This is a genomic window from Ruania zhangjianzhongii (genome assembly GCF_008000995.1).
GTDB classification, from domain to species: Bacteria; Actinomycetota; Actinomycetes; order Actinomycetales; family Beutenbergiaceae; genus Ruania; species Ruania zhangjianzhongii.
Genome location: NZ_CP042828.1, coordinates 4,295,647 through 4,312,149, shown reverse-complemented (window position 1 = coordinate 4,312,149; position 16,503 = coordinate 4,295,647). Strand labels below are relative to the sequence as shown.

At 68.7% G+C, this 16,503-nt stretch carries 15 protein-coding genes; 10 read left to right on the top strand and 5 right to left on the bottom strand.

The genetic code is table 11. The features are described from left to right. Nucleotides 1-43 precede the first annotated feature (43 nt). The 7 genes from FU260_RS19930 to FU260_RS19900 all read left to right on the top strand — a co-directional run bounded on the left by FU260_RS19930 (nt 44) and on the right by FU260_RS19900 (nt 10,098). Nucleotides 44-1,099 carry a glycoside hydrolase family 172 protein gene (locus FU260_RS19930; protein ID WP_147918632.1) on the top strand — a complete coding sequence of 352 codons (1,056 nt, stop codon included), beginning with the start codon at nt 44-46 and terminating at the stop codon, nt 1,097-1,099. Nucleotides 1,100-1,450: 351 nt separating this feature from the next. After that, nucleotides 1,451-2,542, top strand: a complete 1,092-nt coding sequence (locus FU260_RS19925) for a glycoside hydrolase family 172 protein (RefSeq protein ID WP_210418132.1) — start codon at nt 1,451-1,453, stop codon at nt 2,540-2,542. Between the two features lie 67 nt (nt 2,543-2,609). Then, nucleotides 2,610-3,977, top strand: coding sequence for an ABC transporter substrate-binding protein (locus tag FU260_RS19920; RefSeq protein ID WP_168211871.1), 1,368 nt, complete (start codon nt 2,610-2,612; stop codon nt 3,975-3,977). A gap of 71 nt (nt 3,978-4,048) precedes the next feature. Then, on the top strand, nt 4,049-4,969 hold the full coding sequence (locus FU260_RS19915) for a carbohydrate ABC transporter permease (RefSeq protein WP_147918630.1): 921 nt from the start codon (nt 4,049-4,051) through the stop codon (nt 4,967-4,969). Next, on the top strand, nt 4,969-5,862 hold the full coding sequence (locus FU260_RS19910; RefSeq protein ID WP_147918629.1) for a carbohydrate ABC transporter permease: 894 nt from the start codon (nt 4,969-4,971) through the stop codon (nt 5,860-5,862). Before FU260_RS19915 ends, FU260_RS19910 begins: the two co-directional genes overlap by 1 nt. Before the next feature lie 19 nt (nt 5,863-5,881). Further along, nucleotides 5,882-8,461, top strand: a complete 2,580-nt coding sequence (locus FU260_RS19905) for a GH116 family glycosyl-hydrolase (RefSeq protein ID WP_147918628.1) — start codon at nt 5,882-5,884, stop codon at nt 8,459-8,461. Then, nucleotides 8,458-10,098, top strand: a complete 1,641-nt coding sequence (locus FU260_RS19900) for a glycoside hydrolase family 183 protein (RefSeq protein WP_147918627.1) — start codon at nt 8,458-8,460, stop codon at nt 10,096-10,098. The genes FU260_RS19905 and FU260_RS19900 overlap by 4 nt, the downstream gene beginning before the upstream one ends. Nucleotides 10,099-10,218: 120 nt before the next feature. Here the strand turns inward: FU260_RS19900 and FU260_RS19895 are convergent, their stop codons facing one another. Then, the gene (locus FU260_RS19895; RefSeq protein WP_147918626.1) at nt 10,219-11,919 is read right to left on the bottom strand and encodes a cation:proton antiporter; all 1,701 of its coding nucleotides are present in this window, start codon (nt 11,917-11,919) and stop codon (nt 10,219-10,221) included. Between the two features lie 125 nt (nt 11,920-12,044). On the opposite strand from FU260_RS19895, the gene FU260_RS19890 reads away from it, so the two are divergent. The 3 genes from FU260_RS19890 to FU260_RS19880 all read left to right on the top strand — a co-directional run bounded on the left by FU260_RS19890 (nt 12,045) and on the right by FU260_RS19880 (nt 13,706). Next, nucleotides 12,045-12,230, top strand: a complete 186-nt coding sequence (locus FU260_RS19890) for a hypothetical protein (protein ID WP_147918625.1) — start codon at nt 12,045-12,047, stop codon at nt 12,228-12,230. Between the two features lie 253 nt (nt 12,231-12,483). Further along, the gene (locus FU260_RS19885; protein ID WP_147918624.1) at nt 12,484-12,825 is read left to right on the top strand and encodes an ArsR/SmtB family transcription factor; all 342 of its coding nucleotides are present in this window, start codon (nt 12,484-12,486) and stop codon (nt 12,823-12,825) included. Continuing rightward, nucleotides 12,822-13,706, top strand: a complete 885-nt coding sequence (locus FU260_RS19880) for an SRPBCC family protein (RefSeq protein WP_147918623.1) — start codon at nt 12,822-12,824, stop codon at nt 13,704-13,706. Before FU260_RS19885 ends, FU260_RS19880 begins: the two co-directional genes overlap by 4 nt. Before the next feature lie 198 nt (nt 13,707-13,904). On the opposite strand, the gene FU260_RS19875 is transcribed toward FU260_RS19880, so the two are convergent. From FU260_RS19875 to FU260_RS19860, 4 genes are all read right to left on the bottom strand, one after another. Continuing rightward, nucleotides 13,905-14,336 carry a nucleotidyl transferase AbiEii/AbiGii toxin family protein gene (locus FU260_RS19875; RefSeq protein ID WP_147918622.1) on the bottom strand — a complete coding sequence of 144 codons (432 nt, stop codon included), beginning with the start codon at nt 14,334-14,336 and terminating at the stop codon, nt 13,905-13,907. Then, on the bottom strand, nt 14,333-14,875 hold the full coding sequence (locus FU260_RS19870; RefSeq protein ID WP_147918621.1) for a type IV toxin-antitoxin system AbiEi family antitoxin domain-containing protein: 543 nt from the start codon (nt 14,873-14,875) through the stop codon (nt 14,333-14,335). The genes FU260_RS19875 and FU260_RS19870 overlap by 4 nt, the downstream gene beginning before the upstream one ends. Nucleotides 14,876-15,106: 231 nt before the next feature. After that, nucleotides 15,107-16,048 (bottom strand): 1,4-dihydroxy-2-naphthoyl-CoA synthase, encoded by a 942-nt coding sequence (locus tag FU260_RS19865; RefSeq protein ID WP_147918620.1) that lies wholly within the window; start codon nt 16,046-16,048, stop codon nt 15,107-15,109. Between the two features lie 152 nt (nt 16,049-16,200). Further along, the gene (locus tag FU260_RS19860; RefSeq protein WP_147918619.1) at nt 16,201-16,440 is read right to left on the bottom strand and encodes a hypothetical protein; all 240 of its coding nucleotides are present in this window, start codon (nt 16,438-16,440) and stop codon (nt 16,201-16,203) included. Between the last annotated feature and the right edge of the window lie 63 nt (nt 16,441-16,503).

Here is a 16,503-nt window from a genome sequence, read left to right as displayed (position 1 = left end):
GCCGGCGGGGCGCCCGACCCAGCACCGACGAGAAGGAGCCCTTGTGTACCGCGACATCGCCGAGCTGCGGCACGTCCAGACCCGATCGATCAGCCCGGAGAACTTCACCGGCGCCAAAGGCGGCGGCGCCCGGGCGACCGACGGCACCGGTGCGGCCGCTGCCCGTGACCTCGGTCCGGGCTGGAAGGTCTCGCCGTCGGTACCGATCGGACCGGGGGAGACCTTCGACCTGGCCCGGATCGACGGTCCGGGCCGGATCACCCACCTCTGGCTGACCACCCATACCGACCACTGGCGCCACCTCGTCCTGCGCGCGTACTGGGACGGCGCGGCCGAACCGGCGATCGAGGTGCCGGTCGGAGACTTCTTCGGCCAGGGCTGGGGCTCCTTCGCCCAGCTCTCCTCCTCGATGGTCGCGGTGAACCCGCACGGCGGGTTCAACTCCTACTGGCCGATGCCCTTCGCTGACGGCGCTCATCTGACCGTGGAGAATCTCAGCGATCAGGAGGTGATCGTCTACTACCAGCTCAGTTACGAGGTCGGCGCCGAGGTCTCCGGTGCTGGCCGGTTGCACGCTCAGTGGCGGCGGAGCAACCCGTTGGCCGCCGGCAGCACGCACGTCCTGCTGGACGGGGTGCGCGGGCGTGGGCAGTACGTCGGTACCTACCTGGCCTGGGGTGTGAACAGCAGGGGCTGGTGGGGGGAAGGGGAGGTCAAGCACTACCTCGACGGCGATCTGGACCACCCGACGATCTGCGGTACCGGGACCGAGGACTACTTCGGCGGGGCGTGGAACTTCGACGTCCCGGGCCAGGGGTACACCGCCTTCACCACGCCCTACCTCGGGATGCACCAGGTGATCCGCCCCGATGGGTTGTACGACTCCCAGCAGCGCTTCGGCATGTACCGCTGGCACGTGCTCGACCCGATCCACTTCGAGACCGATCTGCGGGTGGACGTGCAGGCGCTCGGCTGGCGCCAGGGCGGCCGGTACCTGCCGCTTCAGGACGACATCGCCTCGACCGCCTTCTTCTACCTCGACCATCCCACCGCTGCTCGACCCGAGGCGCCGACGGCGGATCAGCTCGAGATCTGCTGAGGCGTTTCCGCCCGCGCGGGTGGCTGGGATCTGATGGGTTTGCACCCTCGCGGTGCTGGGTGCTGGGTGCTGGGTGCTGGGTGCTGGGTGGCCGGGCCGTAAGGGGCCCCGGGTAGCCCGTTGGTCGGTGGCCACTGCACCGGCGGCGGATCGCCGTCGACCTGTTGACAGGCCCGCCAGGTCCACCTACCATATCTGAAATCGATTACTTGTAAACGATTTCTCGCGATGGTGCAGAACGCCGTCGCCTGATGGACCCCGGTGACGTGAGGGTGCCTGGCGGGAGGGAGCAGAACCGCTCCACCCTGCGCGGCGGCCGATCGGGCCGCACGCGTTCGAGGAAGGACGTCGATGACGATGACGGTCAGCCGCTACGGCGACTTCGGCAGCAGCCTGCGAGATCTCCCGCGGCTGCGCTCGCACCGCCGGCGGCGGGAGTCCAGCTGGGACCGCAGCGGTGGCAACGAGGACCGGGTCACCATCCACCCGGGCCAGACCGTCACGCTCGCGGACATCGCCGGCGCCGGATCGGTGAACCACCTCTGGATGACCGTGGCGCCGCGGGAACCCGATACGCCGGAGACGGCCGACCGGGACTACCTGCGCAAGCTGGTGCTGCGGATCTACTGGGACGGTGCCGACACACCGAGCGTGCTCGTGCCGCTCGGCGACTTCTTCGGCGTCGGGCACGCCCGCACGGTGAACTTCGCCTCGCTGCCGCTGCAGATGAGCCCGGAGGACGGGAAGTCGTTCAACTCCTTCTTCCACATGCCGTTTGCCGACGGCGCCCGGTTCGAGCTCACCAGCGAGTGCTCCTCGGAGGTGCTGTGGTTCTACTTCTACATCGACTACGACGCTTTCGACGAGCTCGAGGACGGCCTCGGCCGGTTCCACGCCAGCTGGAACCGGCAGTGCCCTACCGATGGGGTGCCGCCGCAGGGGCAGAGCAACTCCGAGTACCTGTTCGAGGGCAGCAACCTCGATGGCGACGGCAACTACACCATTCTGTCGACCACCGGCCGCGGCCACTACGTGGGCTGCGTGCTGAACGTGACCAACCTGCGCCATACCGAGCAGTGGAACTGGTACGGCGAAGGGGACGACATGATCTTCGTCGACGGCGAGGCGTGGCCACCGACGTTGCACGGTACCGGGACGGAGGACTACTTCAACACGGCCTGGTGTCCCACCCAGCCGTTCTCCGCGCCCTATCACGGGCTCACCCTCCCGGGCGGGGAGAACTGGTCCGGGCAGATCTCCACCTACCGCTTTCACGTGGAGGACCCCGTCCCCTTCACCACCTCGATCCGGGTGAGCATCGAGCACGGCCACGCGAACAAGCGCAGCGACGACCTGTCCTCGACTGCGTACTGGTACCAGGAGCACCCGGCAACCGGCCTGGTGCTGCCCCCGGTCGAACAACGCCTGCCACGGCTGGGCTGACCCAGCCACCGGGCGAGGTGTCCACCTACCGACGAGAACGAACGGATCTCAACGAGGAGAAGCAATGATGACCACAACCACACGGCGTCGACTGGGCGCCGGCACCGCACTCCTGGCCTCCGTGGCCCTGCTCGCCGCCTGCGGCAGTGGCACCCCGGGGCAGTCCGCAGACGAGGACGCCGAAGCCGGCGACCGTGAGGTGGTGGAGTTCTGGCACCACACATTCACCACCCCCGAGAACGAGTGGTACGAGCAGGTAGTGGAGGACTTCAACGCCTCCCAGGACGAGATCTTCGTCAACTCCACGGTGGTCCCCGGGGACGCCTGGGACGAGAAGATGACCGCCGCGCAGGCCGCCGGTACCGCACCGGACGTGTACCCGGTGCCGGGCCGTCTCAACGACGGCGTCCGGCTGGGCAGCTACCTGGCCTTGGACGACCTGATGCCCGCGGAGGCATTCGAGCAGGTCACCGACTCCGCTGCGGAGATCTCCCAGGTGGACGGCACCTGGTACGGCTACCCGCTGCTGCTGGAACCGCAACGGGTGCTCTACTGGAACAAGGACATCTTCGCCGAAGCCGGGCTCGACCCAGAGACCCCACCGACCTCCTGGGACGAGCTCTACGAGGCGTGTGAGCAGATCCAGCCGGTGCTCTCCGACGGCCAGTTCTGCATCGAGACGTTCAGCGACCAGGACACGTTGGCCTGGAGCACGGTGGCCGAGCAGATGCACGTGGCCGGGCACCTGCCGATCTCCGAGGACTGGACCACCGCGGAGGCCACCGACCCGGCCTACGAAGAGCTGATCGAGCACTACACCACGCTGTACGACGAGGGCTACATCCCGCGCCAGTCGCTGGCCGCCGGGAACTCCGCCGCGCCGTTCGGTGAGGGCGAGGTCGCGATGATCACCCAGGGCTCCTGGGGGATGAGCGAGCTGGTCGCCGACTACCCGGAGGTGGTGGAGAGCACCGGGGTCGCGCCCACCGTCACCAGCGACGGCAACCAGACCGAGACGCTGACCACCGTCGGTAACTTCAAGTGGGTCATCGATGCGAACACCGAGAACGCCGAGGCCACTGCTGCCTTCATCGAGTTCGCCCTCGCCGGGGACACCGACGTGCTGCTGCCGTTCTTCGTGAACACGCAGTTCACCAAGGCACCCGCCCGGGAGGATGTGGCCGAGGCGGTGAACGCCGACCCGGGCGCGGCCGAGGCGCCGTGGGCCCAGGTGATCACCGAGGACGTGGTGCCGTACACGATCGGCGAACCGCTCTACCCGTGGGACGTCAACGTGGCGATGGGGCTGGCGATCCAGCAGTCGATGATGGGCGATGTGGCTCCGGCCGATGCCCTCGCCGAAGCGAACGCCACCATCGAGCAGATCATCGAACGCGAGGACCTGCCCACCAACCGTGAAGAGCTCGGTGACTGACCACCGGTACTGACCCCGGGCCGGGGGGCGCGGCACCGCTGCCCCGGCCCGGGACCAAGGAGAGGTGAGGGATGGCCAGAGGACGAACGCCCACCTACCAGGTGGCGAACTCGAACAAGAAGCGCTACCCGGACAACGTGATGGCGTACGTGATGATCGCCCCGATCGTCATCATGCTCGGCATCTTCGTGATCTACCCGGCCATCCAGGCGACGGTGCTGAGCTTCTACGACTGGAGCTTCTACGAGGAGTCGGAGTTCGTCGGGGTGAAGAACTTCACCGATGTGCTCACCGACCCGAAGTTCCGCGCCTCCATCCTCCTCGGGCTGCAGTTCGTGGCGATGACGCTGCCGATCCAGCTGATCGGTGCGTTCCTGTTCGCCTCGCTGGCCACCGCGGTGAACCGCAGGTTCGCCGATGTGCTCAAGGTGAGCATCTACATCCCGACGATCATCTCCGGGGTGATCACTTCGGTGATCTTCACCATCATCTACGACTACTCCGGCGGCATCCTGAACGCCGTGCTCGGCTCGCTCGACCTGCCCGGGCAGGCCTGGTTGGGCGATCCGAAGCTGGCGCTGGCGGCGATCGCAGCCCCCGCCGTCTGGCTCGGGATGGGCCTCACCTGCCTGATCATGATCGCCGGCATGCTCGACATCCCGGCGAGCTTCTACGAATCCGCGGACGTCGAGGGTGCGAACTGGTGGCAGAAGACGATCTACATCACCATCCCGCAGCTGAAGAACGTGCTGTTGTACCTGATCATCACCGGGTTCGTCGCCTCGATCCAGCAGTTCGAGCTGCCGCTGATCATGACCAGCGGCGGTCCGATGTCCTCCACCGAGCTGCCGAACCTGTTCATCTTCAACCACTTCCGCGGTGACCCGTACGTCGGCTACTCGATCGCCGCCGCGCTGCTGCTGTTCGTGGTGCTCGGATCCGTCTCGGCGCTGATCTTCCGTGTGCTCAACTCCGAGAAGTTGGTGGACTGATGACCCAGAACGCCACCCTCACCCCGCCGACCTCGGGGGGTCTGGCACCGGACACCGACACCCCCCGGCGCCGGCCCCGCCGCTGGCTGGCCGGCACGCTGAAGGCGATCGCCGGGATGTTCTTCGTGGTGCTCGCGCTGTTCCCGTTGGCGTGGATGGTGATCGCCGGGTTCAAGACCAAGACCGAGGTAGTGCGGACTCCGTTCCAGTTCTTCCCCGAGGTCTGGAACACCGAGAACTACACCCAGATCCTTGCCGATCCGGTGTTCCTGCGCTCTCTGGGGGTCACCGCACTGGGCGCGGTGCTGTTCACGCTGCTGTCCCTGACGGTGAACTCGATGGCGGCCTACGCCTTCGCCCGGTTGGAGTTCCAGCTCAAACGCACGCTGTGGGTGGTGGTCATCACCACGATGTTCATCCCCGGGATGACCATCCTGCTCACCTCGTTCATCATGGTCACCAAGCTGCAGATGCTGGACACCCTCGCCGTGCTGGTGCTGCCCGGGGCCGCTGCCGCCATCCACGTGTTCTTCATCCGGCAGTTCTACCTGAACGTGCCGCGGAGCCTGGAGGAGGCCGCACTGATCGACGGCTGCGGCCGCTGGGGGGTCTATCTGCGGATCTTCTTGCCGATGTCCAAGGCCCCGTTCGTGGTGGTCGGGGTGACCTCGTTCCTGACCTTCTGGAACTCCTACGTGTGGCCGATCATGACGATCACCTCCCCGGAGCTCTACCAGATCCAGCAGTACCTGGCGGCGTTCCGCTCCGAGCGCTCCTCCGAGCTGGGCATGCTGATGGCCGGCTCCGCGCTCGCAGCTGCCCCGGTGGTGCTGGTGTTCCTGGTGTTCCAGCGGCAGATCATCGCCAACATCAAGATGGCCGGCCTGAAATGAGGCGCCGGGAAGGGGACCGATGAACCACGGATACCAGGCACGGCGGATCCCGCACACCGAGGGGCGGCACGTGGCGCTACCGCTCGGCGGGATCGGCACCGGCAATCTGGCCTTGACGGCGGACGGAGGTCTGCGGCAGTGGCAGCTGCAGAACGTCGGCAACCACCGCGGCGAGCTGCCTGGCTCGTTCTTCGCCGTCCGCGTCTCCCAGTGGGAGCCACCGTTCGATGCCGTCCGCGTGCTGCAGGCTCCACCGGCGCCGGCGGGCAGCACGAGCACACCGCTGGTCACCGATGATGAGGTGCCGGCTTGGCAGCGCGAGCTGCTGCACCAGGCCGACGGCGTTTCCTCCACCACGTTCTCCGGCACCTATCCGTTCGGTCGGGTGGAGTACCACGACGACACCCTGCCGGTGCAGATCTCGCTCGAGGCGTTCACTCCGTTGGTGCCGCTCGATGTGGACCGCAGCTCGCTGCCGGCGGCGCTGTTCACCTTCACGGTCACGAACACCGACAGCATACACGTGCACGGCTGGTTCGGGGCCGGGCTGCAGAACGCGGTCGGTGGTGACGGGGTCGTGCCACCCGATGGTGTGGGTCACCCCGGGTACGGCGGCAACACCAACCGGATCCACCGGGCCGGCGGCTGGACGTCCCTGGTGCTGGAGAACCACACGCTGCCCGAGCTGCACCCCGGTGCCGGGCAGATGGTGCTCAGCACCAGCGGCGCGCCCGCCAGTGCACTCCCGGCCTGGACCAGCCCGCGGCAGCTGCTCGACTTCCTCGGCTCCCGGCAACCGTTCGGCCCCGACGACTGGACGCACCTGCCGGGTGAGGTGGCCGATCCGCAACCCACCGGCACCTGGGTCCAGGCCGGGCCCAGCCCAGCAGGGTCCACCTGGAACGGCGGGCTGGTCAGCCAGTTCTCCCTGGCCCCCGGCGAGACCACGACCGTACGGTTCGCCTTGGCCTGGCACTTCCCGAACCGGTATGTGAACTTCACCCAGTTCGGCGGTATCCGCCCGGAGTGGGGGCCGAGCCGGTCCTGGCTCGGCAACCATTACAGCACCCGGTATCCCGACGCTCTGGCCGTGGCCGAACGGGTGCAGACCGAGTGGGACGAGCTGGAGCAGCTCTCCCGGGACTGGACCGACGTCCTCAGTACCGGGGCTCTGCGCGCGGGCGCGGTGGAACATCTGGCCGCGCAGGCGGCGATCGTGCGCAGCCCGACGTTCTTCCGCACCGCGGACGGTCACTTCTATGGTTTCGAGGGGGTGCACGGAGCCTCCACCCGGATGTGGTCCGGGGACGTGGGCGGTTCCTGCCCGCTGAACTGCACCCACGTGTTCAACTACGCCCAAGGGGTGGCCAAGCTGTTCCCCGAGCTGGAGCGGGACATGCGCGAGCTCGAGCTCGACGTGCTGCAGGCACCGGCCGGCTTCATCCCGCACCGGCTGCTGCTCCCGCTGCACACCCCGCAGCTGTGGGACCGGGAGATCGGCGGACCGGGGGAACCGGCCCTGGACGGGATGCTCGGCACCGTGCTGAAGACCTACCGGGAGGTACGTACCGGCGCCGGGCAGGACTGGCTGGCCCGGTACTGGCCCCAGCCGCAGCGGCTGCTCGGCTACGTGGCCGAGCGGTGGGACCCGGAGCAGACCGGGGTGCTGCACGGCATCCAGCCCTCCACCCACGACATCGACCTGGCCGGGGTGAACTCGTTCATGGGCACCCTCTGGCTGGCCGCGCTGCGCGCCGCGGAGGAGATGGCTCTGCTGCTCGGCGAGCAGGAGGCTGCTGCCGGCTGGCGGGAGCGCTTCGAGGCCGGGTCCCGGCGCTACGACGAGCAGCTGTTCACCGGCGACTTCTATGTCCAGGTGCTCGAGGATGGCGACCCGGAACAGTTCCAGTGGGGCCGCGGCTGCCTGTCCGACCAGCTGATCGGGCAGTGGTGGGCGCACCAGCTCGGCCTCGGCTACCTGCTGCCCGCCGAGCATGTGCGCACCGCGCTGCGGGCCGTGGTCCGGCACAACCTGCGCACCGATTTCACCGACTTCGACAATGGCTACCGGGTGTTCGCCGACGGCCGTGAGACCGGGCTGCTGATGTGCACCTGGCCGGACGGCGGCCGCCCCGAGATCCCCACCCGGTACTGCGACGAGGTGTGGACCGGCACCGAGAACCAGGTGGCCGCGCACTGCCTGGCCGAAGGGCTGGCGGAGGAGGGGCACGCGATCCTCGACGGTCTCTGGTCCCGCTACGACGGCCGCCGGCGCAACCCCTACAACCAGGTGGAGTGCGGCGACCACTACGTGCGCGCCCTCGCCGGCTGGAGCGTGCTGGAAGCGCTGACCGAGCACAGCTGGGATGCCACCACCGCAGCGCTGGCGCTGCGCCGGCCCCCGGCCGGCGGCGCGTTCCCGGTGCTCACCCATACCGGCTGGGGCACCGCCGAGGCCAGCGCCGACGGCCTGAGCCTGACCGGCAGGTACGGAGAGCTCGCCATCGACCAGCTGAGCGTGGACGGCCACCCGAGCTCCGCCGTCGACCTCCGGATCGGCCCGGGGGAGACGGTGAGAGTTCCGGGAGCGGTCCGGTGAGCAGGACCCGACCGGCCACACTGATCATGGGAGGAGTGGTCGCGATGAGCCTGGCCGCCGCCGGAGGGGCCTCCGCCTCGGAGTCCGGATCGAGTGCGGTGCTGGTGGAGGAGATGACCGGTACCGGCGCCGTGACCGACACTGCCGCGCAGTGGCAGATCGAGGGCACCGACCTGGGCATCATGTGGGACGACGGCGACGGTGGTGTGCTCACCGCGTTCGGCGACACCTTCGGTGACTGGTCCGGCGATGGTGGCGGTGGCCAGGACTGGCGCTCCAACGTGCTGCTGCGCTCCACCGACGCCGAGCTGTCCGATGGGATGTCCTTCGACTGGGCGCTCGAGGACGCACCCGGCCACGCCGGTGAGATCGTCGGCTCGGCGAAGATCCCGGGCGAGGAGCACACCGTCATCCCGACCGCGGGAATCGCGATCGATGGGCGGCAGTACCTGTCCGCGATGTCCGTGCGGGAGTGGGGCGATCCGGGGCAGTGGTGGACGAACTTCGCTCAGCTGCACTACTCCGACGACGGCGGGCAGACCTGGAGCAGCGACGGGATGCCCCGGTGGGAGAACGACGCCGAGGGCAGCCACCCGTTTCAGATGCACGCCTTCGCCCGCGACGGCGACTCGCTGTACGTGTTCGGCACCCCGAACGGGAGGTTCGGCCCCGCGCACCTGGCCCGGGTGGCCACCGATGCCGTGGGCGACCAGGGCGCGTACGAGTACTACACCGGTGATGGCTGGTCCGCTGATCTGGCGGACCTGGAGCCGCTCCTCGGGCCGAGCGTGGCCGAGCTCTCCGTGCACCGGGACGCCGAGACCGGACTCTGGCTGATGGTCTACCTGAACGAGGACATTGACCTCGTGCTACGCACCGCCACCACCCCGACCGGGCCCTGGACCGAGCCTCAGGTGCTGGCCAGCTCGGCCGACTATCCCGGCCTCTACGGCGGCTACGTCCACCCCTGGTCCGCCAGCGGCGAGCTCTACCTGGCGATGACCGTGTGGGGTGGGTACAACGTGACGCTGATGCACGCCGAGTACGACGCCGACGGCAGGCTCATCCGGCCGAACCTGCTCGCCGATCCCAGCTTCGAACGATCCACCGAGCTGGGGCAGGGCCCCTGGCAGCTGACCGGAACCGGCGGTATCGATGTGGCGATCGACCAGGCCAAGCTCGGCGCGCACCAGTTCTGGCTCCGGGACACTCAGGGATCGGCGGAGGTGGCGCAGACCGTGGCCGTGCGCCCGGACACCGAGTACCGGCTGACCTGCTGGTTGCGGACCGGGGGAGCGAGCGGCCCCGGGGAGCTCGGCGCTCGCCCGCCCTCCGGCTCCGGGGGCGAGCTGGCCGTGGAGTTCACCGATCTGGACGGGTGGCAGCAGCTCACTGGCACTGTGGACTCCGGCGATGCGGAGAACCTCGAGGTGTACATCGCCACCAGCTTCGAGGGCGGCGACCGGTGGGTGAACGGCGATGACTGCTCGCTGGTCGAGGTCGCCGGTGGTGGTGCGGCAGGTGGTGGGGCCGGCTCCGGTGGGTTGGGCGCGGGTGCCGTGGTGGCCGGCGGACTGGTCGGCGCCGGGCTGATTGCTGGTGCAGTGGTGCTTGTTCGGCGGCGGCGCCGCAGCTGAGCGCGGGCCCGGTTCGGGCCGGTGACGCGGGCCCGTTCGGGCTGGTGGGTCGGTGTCCCGGGCCTGCTCGGGCCGGTGACCCGGGTTCGAGGCTGGGGCTTCGGTGCCAGCCCGGAGCGATCAGTGCCCGGGGTTCTGCCAGAGGCGGGACTCCTCCTGGTCCAGCAGGGTCTGCGCCTCGGCGAGCACTTCGGAGCTGCGGGCACCGATCGAGCGTGCCTCGAGCAGGACACCGCGTTCAGCGTCCAGAGCACGACGGCGCAGCGCCCGGTACTGCGTATACGTCTCGTCGGTCTCGGCCTGGCGGGCAGCAGCCACCCGCAGCTGGGCTTCGCCCCGGACGCGTTTGAGCACCTTGGCATCCACCTCCTCGTCAGCCGCGGACAGCGCCTCGTCGCTGATCGCCGCCAGCCCGGCTTCGGTGATCTCGTCCAGCAGACTGGCGAGCTCCTCGCGGTGCGCATCGGCATCGGTACCGCGCAGCCGGAGGCGTTTGATCACCGCTGGCAATGTGCTCCCGTGCAGCAGCAGGGTGACGACAGCGACGGTGAACGCCACCAGGATCAGCTGGGGCCGATACGGCAGGTCCCGAGGCAGAGTTTGCGCGGCAGCCAGGGTGATCACGCCGCGCATCCCAGCCCAGGCAAGCACCGCCCCGCCGCGCCAGGCCAGCCCCTGGGAGGTGGCGAAATCGAGATCCGCCTGCCGCCGGGCGATGAACCGCCGCCCGTGCGCGAGCCGGGCGCGGATCCGTTCGTCGCTGGCCTCCATCTGATTCATCCGGTCGGCCATCGACTCCAGCCTCGACCCCTGCCGCTCCGCCCGGCGGGTGTCGCGGCGCAGCATGGCGATCAGCGGGATCATGAACAGCACCCGCACCACGATCAGCACCACCGTGGCGAGCAAGCCGATCAACACTGCTGACCCGACGCCCAGCTGATCCTCCTGGACCGCCTCCACCAACGGCTTCAGCTCCACGCCGAGGAGCAGGAACACGCCGTTCTCCAGCACGAACTGGATCGTGCGCCAGTTCAGCCGTTCACTGATCCGGTCCTGCGCGCTGAGCAGCTTGGCACCGCGGTGCCCGGTGACCAGACCGGCGATCACCACCGACAGCACCCCGGAGGCGCGGAAGTGCTCGGCCGGCAGATAGGCCAGGAATGGCACCGCGAACGAGACCACAGTGGTCAGCACCGGGTTGTGCAGCCGAGACCGGACCGTCACCGCCAGGTAGCCGATCACCAGCCCGACCCCGATCGCGACGGCTACTGCGAGCAGGAAATCGCCGAGCACACCCCAGAACGTCACCGTCGTGGCCGCGGCGGCGATCGCGGTGCGCAACAGCACCAGGGCGGTCGCGTCGTTGACCAGCCCTTCACCCTCGAGCACCGCCACCAGCCGGGGTGGGAGACCGAGGCGCTTTCCCACCGAGGTGGCCGCCACAGCGTCGGGAGGGCTGATCACCGCACCGAGGGCGAAAGCGGGGGCGAGCTCCAGGTCTGGGAACACCAGGTAGAGCACGAATCCGGAGATGGCGGTGCTCACCATCACCAACACCACGGACAGGCTGGTGATCGCCTTGAGGTTGCGGCGCATGTCCATGATCGGCACGGTGACGGCCGCCGAATACAGTAGCGGCGGCAGCACGCCGACCAGGATCCACTCCGGCTCCACCTCGATCGGCGGGGTCCCGGGGATCAGGCTGAACACCACCCCGACCACCACCAGGACCAGTGGCGCCGCCAGACCGAGCTTCGTGGAGAACCGGGCCACCAGGACGATCGTCACCAGGGCGATAGCACCACCCCAGGCGAAGTCCACAGCATTATTTTGCCAGGTCCACCTACAGGCTGATGCCCAGGTGCGCCATCAGGGGGATACCCGAGTGCTCAGGACGGGCCGACGGGCCGATGCGCCGGACCCTTGCCCCGGCGCAGGATCGATACATGACAACGATCCACCCTTCCCGCCCCGTCGATATCCCCACCGGTGCCGATGCCCCGCAGCAGTCCGCGGGTGCCAGCGTGCTCACCGCCGGCCTGTCCCTGCTCGCCGTGCTCGGCATCTTCGCCGGCGCCGCGGCACTGATCGGCTTCGCCATCCACGCCACCCTCACCTACTTCGTCGGCTGAGCGACCGCACCCGCAACCCACCCGGCGCCGTCCCACCCCACCCCGCCCCATCCCATCCCATCCGATCCAGGTTGAATCGAATCAGTCGTTACTTCCTGCACTCAGTAGTGCTCCCGGGTATCGACGCACCGGGCGCACTGCCGAATGCGTGGTGGGCACCCGGGCGCCGTGCCGAATGCCTCAAGTGCGCATTGAGCCGAGCCACCTCCTGTATGCCTTGACAGGAATGTGCCGTATGCAGCATATTGAGGCTATGGCATCCACGTTCGAGGTAGTCGCGCAGCCCGCGCGGCGCGCGATCCTGGACCGGCTGCGGGCGGGTGAGCAACTGGTCGGCGATCTCGCTGAGGCTCTGGGCCTGGCCCAGGCCTCGGTGTCCAAGCATCTGCGCGTACTGCGGGAGGCCGGGTTGGTGCAGGCCAGGATCGACGGCCCCCGGCGCTGGTACACCCTGCGCAGCCAGCCGCTGGTCGAGCTTGACGAGTGGCTCGCGCCCTACCGGTGGATGTGGGAGTCCCGGTTGGACGACCTCGGTGCCCACCTCGACGCGATGCCGGATCTTACCCACAGCGATGAACCAGGAGCGGGATCATGACCACGTTCGAGGAGCGGGACGGGGGATTCCGAGTAGTGGTCGAGCGGCACTTCCCACACCCCATCGAGAAGGTGTGGCGGGCCGTCACTGAGCCGGTGCACCTGTCCCAGTGGTTCCCGGCGCCGGTGGAGCTCGAGCTGACCCCCGGCGGTGCGATGCGGTTCCCGGGTTTTGACGGGGCGGAGGCGGTCGGCGTCGTCGACACGGTGCAGGCGCCGGGGCTGCTCGTCTTTACCTGGGGCAGCGACCAGTTCACCTTCACCCTGACCGCCGAAGGAGACGGCACGCAGTTCACATTGGCGCACGTCTTCGACGACCGCGCCGGCGCTGCCAGCTTCGCCACCGGCTGGGAGACCTGTATCGGCGGCCTGGCCGCGCTGATCGCCGGGACAGAGATGCCGACGGCGGAGCCCGGCTTTGCTCGGCACGAAGAGCTGGTCAGCCGGTTCGGTCTGGACCGACCCGACGTGACAGAGGACGAGTGCGGCTGGACGCTGCGTTACGAGCGCCAGCTCGTCTGCCCGGCCCAGGTGGCCTGGAACGCCTGGTTCGGCACAGATCTGGTGACACTGCAGCAGCGGCGAGCTCCCGCCGTCGGCGAACCGATGACGCCGGCACAGGCACCCGAGGTGGTGCTCGGCTACGTGACCCACGCCGAGGAGCCGCATCGCCTCGCCCTCGACTTGGCGCCGGACGTGCCCGGCGACCACCTGACCCTCGAGTTCGGCGAGGGTACCGGGCATGGTGCCCGGGTCGCGCTCACCGTGACGGGCGCTGACTCCGGCCAACGCAGTCCGGCGGAGGGCGAGTGGGGCGCGGGTGCCATCGGTGGGCTGGCGGAGGCCGGACTCGCCTGGGCGAGCGGTGACGGGTCGGTCTGAGGGAGGTGCGGCGGTCGGAGGTCAGCGCGGACAGCCTCCGATCGCACCAGGTGCCTCCGACGGAATCGGTGATAGCGGAGGGCGCGACACAGTCAGTGGCGGTCGTCGGCACCAGTTGGTGCTGTGCGGTTGACCTGTGCAAACGTGACGGGCACGTGAACGTGACCGCTGGTGCCTGATCGTCTTGCCGCACATCTGTCACACAGGCAGACATGGCCCGGCCGCCTCGATCCGCTCGATGAAGGCGTTGGCCCAGCGGACGGCCTCCGCGATCTCGGGCACGACGTCGATGTCATCGACTGCGGCGGCATAGAGAGTGTCCCAACCATTGCCCACCACGATGACCGGTGGCCAGGTGTGCTGCTGCCGGTACTCGAAGAGTCGTACGCAGGTCGCCCGGACCTGAGGAAGGTCAAGGTCCTCCCCTCGATCCAGAAGCTGGAGGTCGACGAGGTCATGGGCCCGTTCGCTTCCGGCCTCGGAAATCGCGTGGAGTTTCTGCGCGATCTGGTGGTCGACCCGGATCGCGCGCACGGGCCTGGGTTCTTCGAGCCCAACCTCGGTCAATAGCCCAGCGAGATCGGCTGCAAGCTGCACCTCAGGCTCGTCGGCATCGCCGATGTAGCTCATGGCCGCAGCCCCTTCCTTACCCGCTGCCACTCGGTCGTGGTCAACAACCCTTCAGCGCGCGCCTGCTCGGCGGCAGCCCGCAGGCGCTCAGTCTCGATGCGTCCCCGGCACTCCAGGATCGCGTCGGCTACCGGTTGAGCCTCCAGGCCCGCGTAGAGCGTCGTTGGCACGTCCTCCTTCGCCTGGGTCAACTCGACGAACGCCGGGAGTTGAGGTCGGGCGCGTCGGCGGATTGCCACGCGGACCCGACGAGGGTTGACGTCGGACAGTCTGAACAACGCGAGTACCGACTCGCCATGGAGGTATGCTCCCTCGCCCACACGAAGGAGTGCCTCGGCAAACTGGTCGAAGTCAGTCGGCGGAATATCCGGCACCCGGTACAAGCCATAGGCGACGTTATCCAAGCCCCCTCGTGCGGCGAGTTTGGGGAGTTCGACTGCTGGAATCCCGGCCGCGACCGCCTCCTTCGTCGTGACGTACCCGTAGTGGTCGAGCGCAATCTCACGCACGATGTTTCGATACTTCGGTGCGAGGGCCATGTCACAACCATACCGAAAGCGGTAGTGTTGTGACAGATTCGGAAAGGGTTGTGGGTCTCGGAGCGGATCGGTCGACCGGAGGGAAGTGCGGCGGTCGGAGGTCAGCGGCGGAAAGCCTCCGGTCGTGCCGGGTGCCTCCGACGGAGAGCGAGGGGTGAGCACCCGCAGCCGGGCGCCGCACGCGGTCGTCGCCAAGGCGCGGGCGCGCCGTCGGGTCGCCGACTAAACCGCTCAGTAGTAGTACGGGAAGTCTGCCCAGTCCGGCTCGCGCCGCTGCAGGAAAGCGTCCCGGCCCTCCACCGCCTCGTCGGTCATGTACGCCAGCCGGGTCGCTTCCCCGGCGAACACCTGCTGCCCGGCCAGACCGTCGTCGGCGAGGTTGAACGCGAACTTCAGCATCCGGATCGCCTGCGGGGACTTGGTGGCGATGATCGCCGCATACTCCAGGGCACGCTCTTCCAGGTCCGCGTGCGGCACCGCCTCGTTGATCGCCCCCCACGCCTCGGCCTGCTCGGCGGAGTAGGTGCGGGCGAGGAAGAAGATCTCCCGGGCACGCTTGTCGCCGACCTGCTTCGCCAGCAACGCCGACCCGTAGCCGGCGTCGAACGAGCCCACGTCGGCATCGGTCTGCTTGAACTTCCCGTGTTCGGCCGAGGCCAGCGTCAGATCGGCCACTACGTGCAGGCTGTGCCCGCCCCCGGCCGCCCACCCGGGCACGACGGCGATCACCGGCTTGGGCATGGTCCGCATCAGTCGCTGCACCTCCAGGATGTGCAGCCGCCCCGCGCGGGCCGGGTCCACCTCACCAGCCGTCGAGCCTTCGTACTGGTAGCCGTCCCGGCCGCGGATGCGCTGGTCGCCACCAGAGCAGAACGCCCAGCCGCCGTCCTTGGCGCTGGGGCCATTGCCGGTGAGTAGCACGGCGGCGACGTCCGAACTCATCCGTGCGTGGTCCAGGGCCCGGTAGAGCTCGTCCACCGTGTGCGGGCGGAATGCGTTGCGGACCTCGGGCCGGTCGAAGGCGATCCGCACCACCGGCAGGTCGCGCATCTGGTCGCCGGACCGGTCCACGCCGCGGTGGTAGGTGAGGTCGGTGAAGTCGAAGCCCGGCACCTCCCGCCAGCGGCTCGGATCGAACAGCTCGGACACCTGGGCGGGAAGATCGTGGCTCACCCGCCCTACTCTAAGTCGCCGTCGCCGGGGTGCGTGGTCGACGGCGGACTGCTCAGCGCATCCGGAACTGCGGGTGGTCCGCGGACTGCTCAGCGCATCCGGAACTGCGGGTGGTCAGGGGGCGGGCCCAGAGCTTCAGGCTCCCGCGCCACTCAGCAGAGCGGCATTCCTTCGCGGAGCATCGCGGCGCAGGTCCGGGTGCGCTCTTCCTGCGCCTGCAGATGGAGCGCCCGCATGCCCTGGCTGCTGGACCGTCCGCCGCTGGCCACGAGCGCGCGGCCGAGCCGGACCAGCAACCGGCTCCGGGGTGCCCGGGGACCGGCGCCCGCCCGGTTCAGCTCCACCCGGGACGGCCAGAACACGTGGTGTGGTGCACCGGTGAGCTGCGTCATGGTCGCTTCGCCTCTTTCGTCCTCTGTTGCCTGTACTCCAGGATCTCGCTGAACTAGGACAGT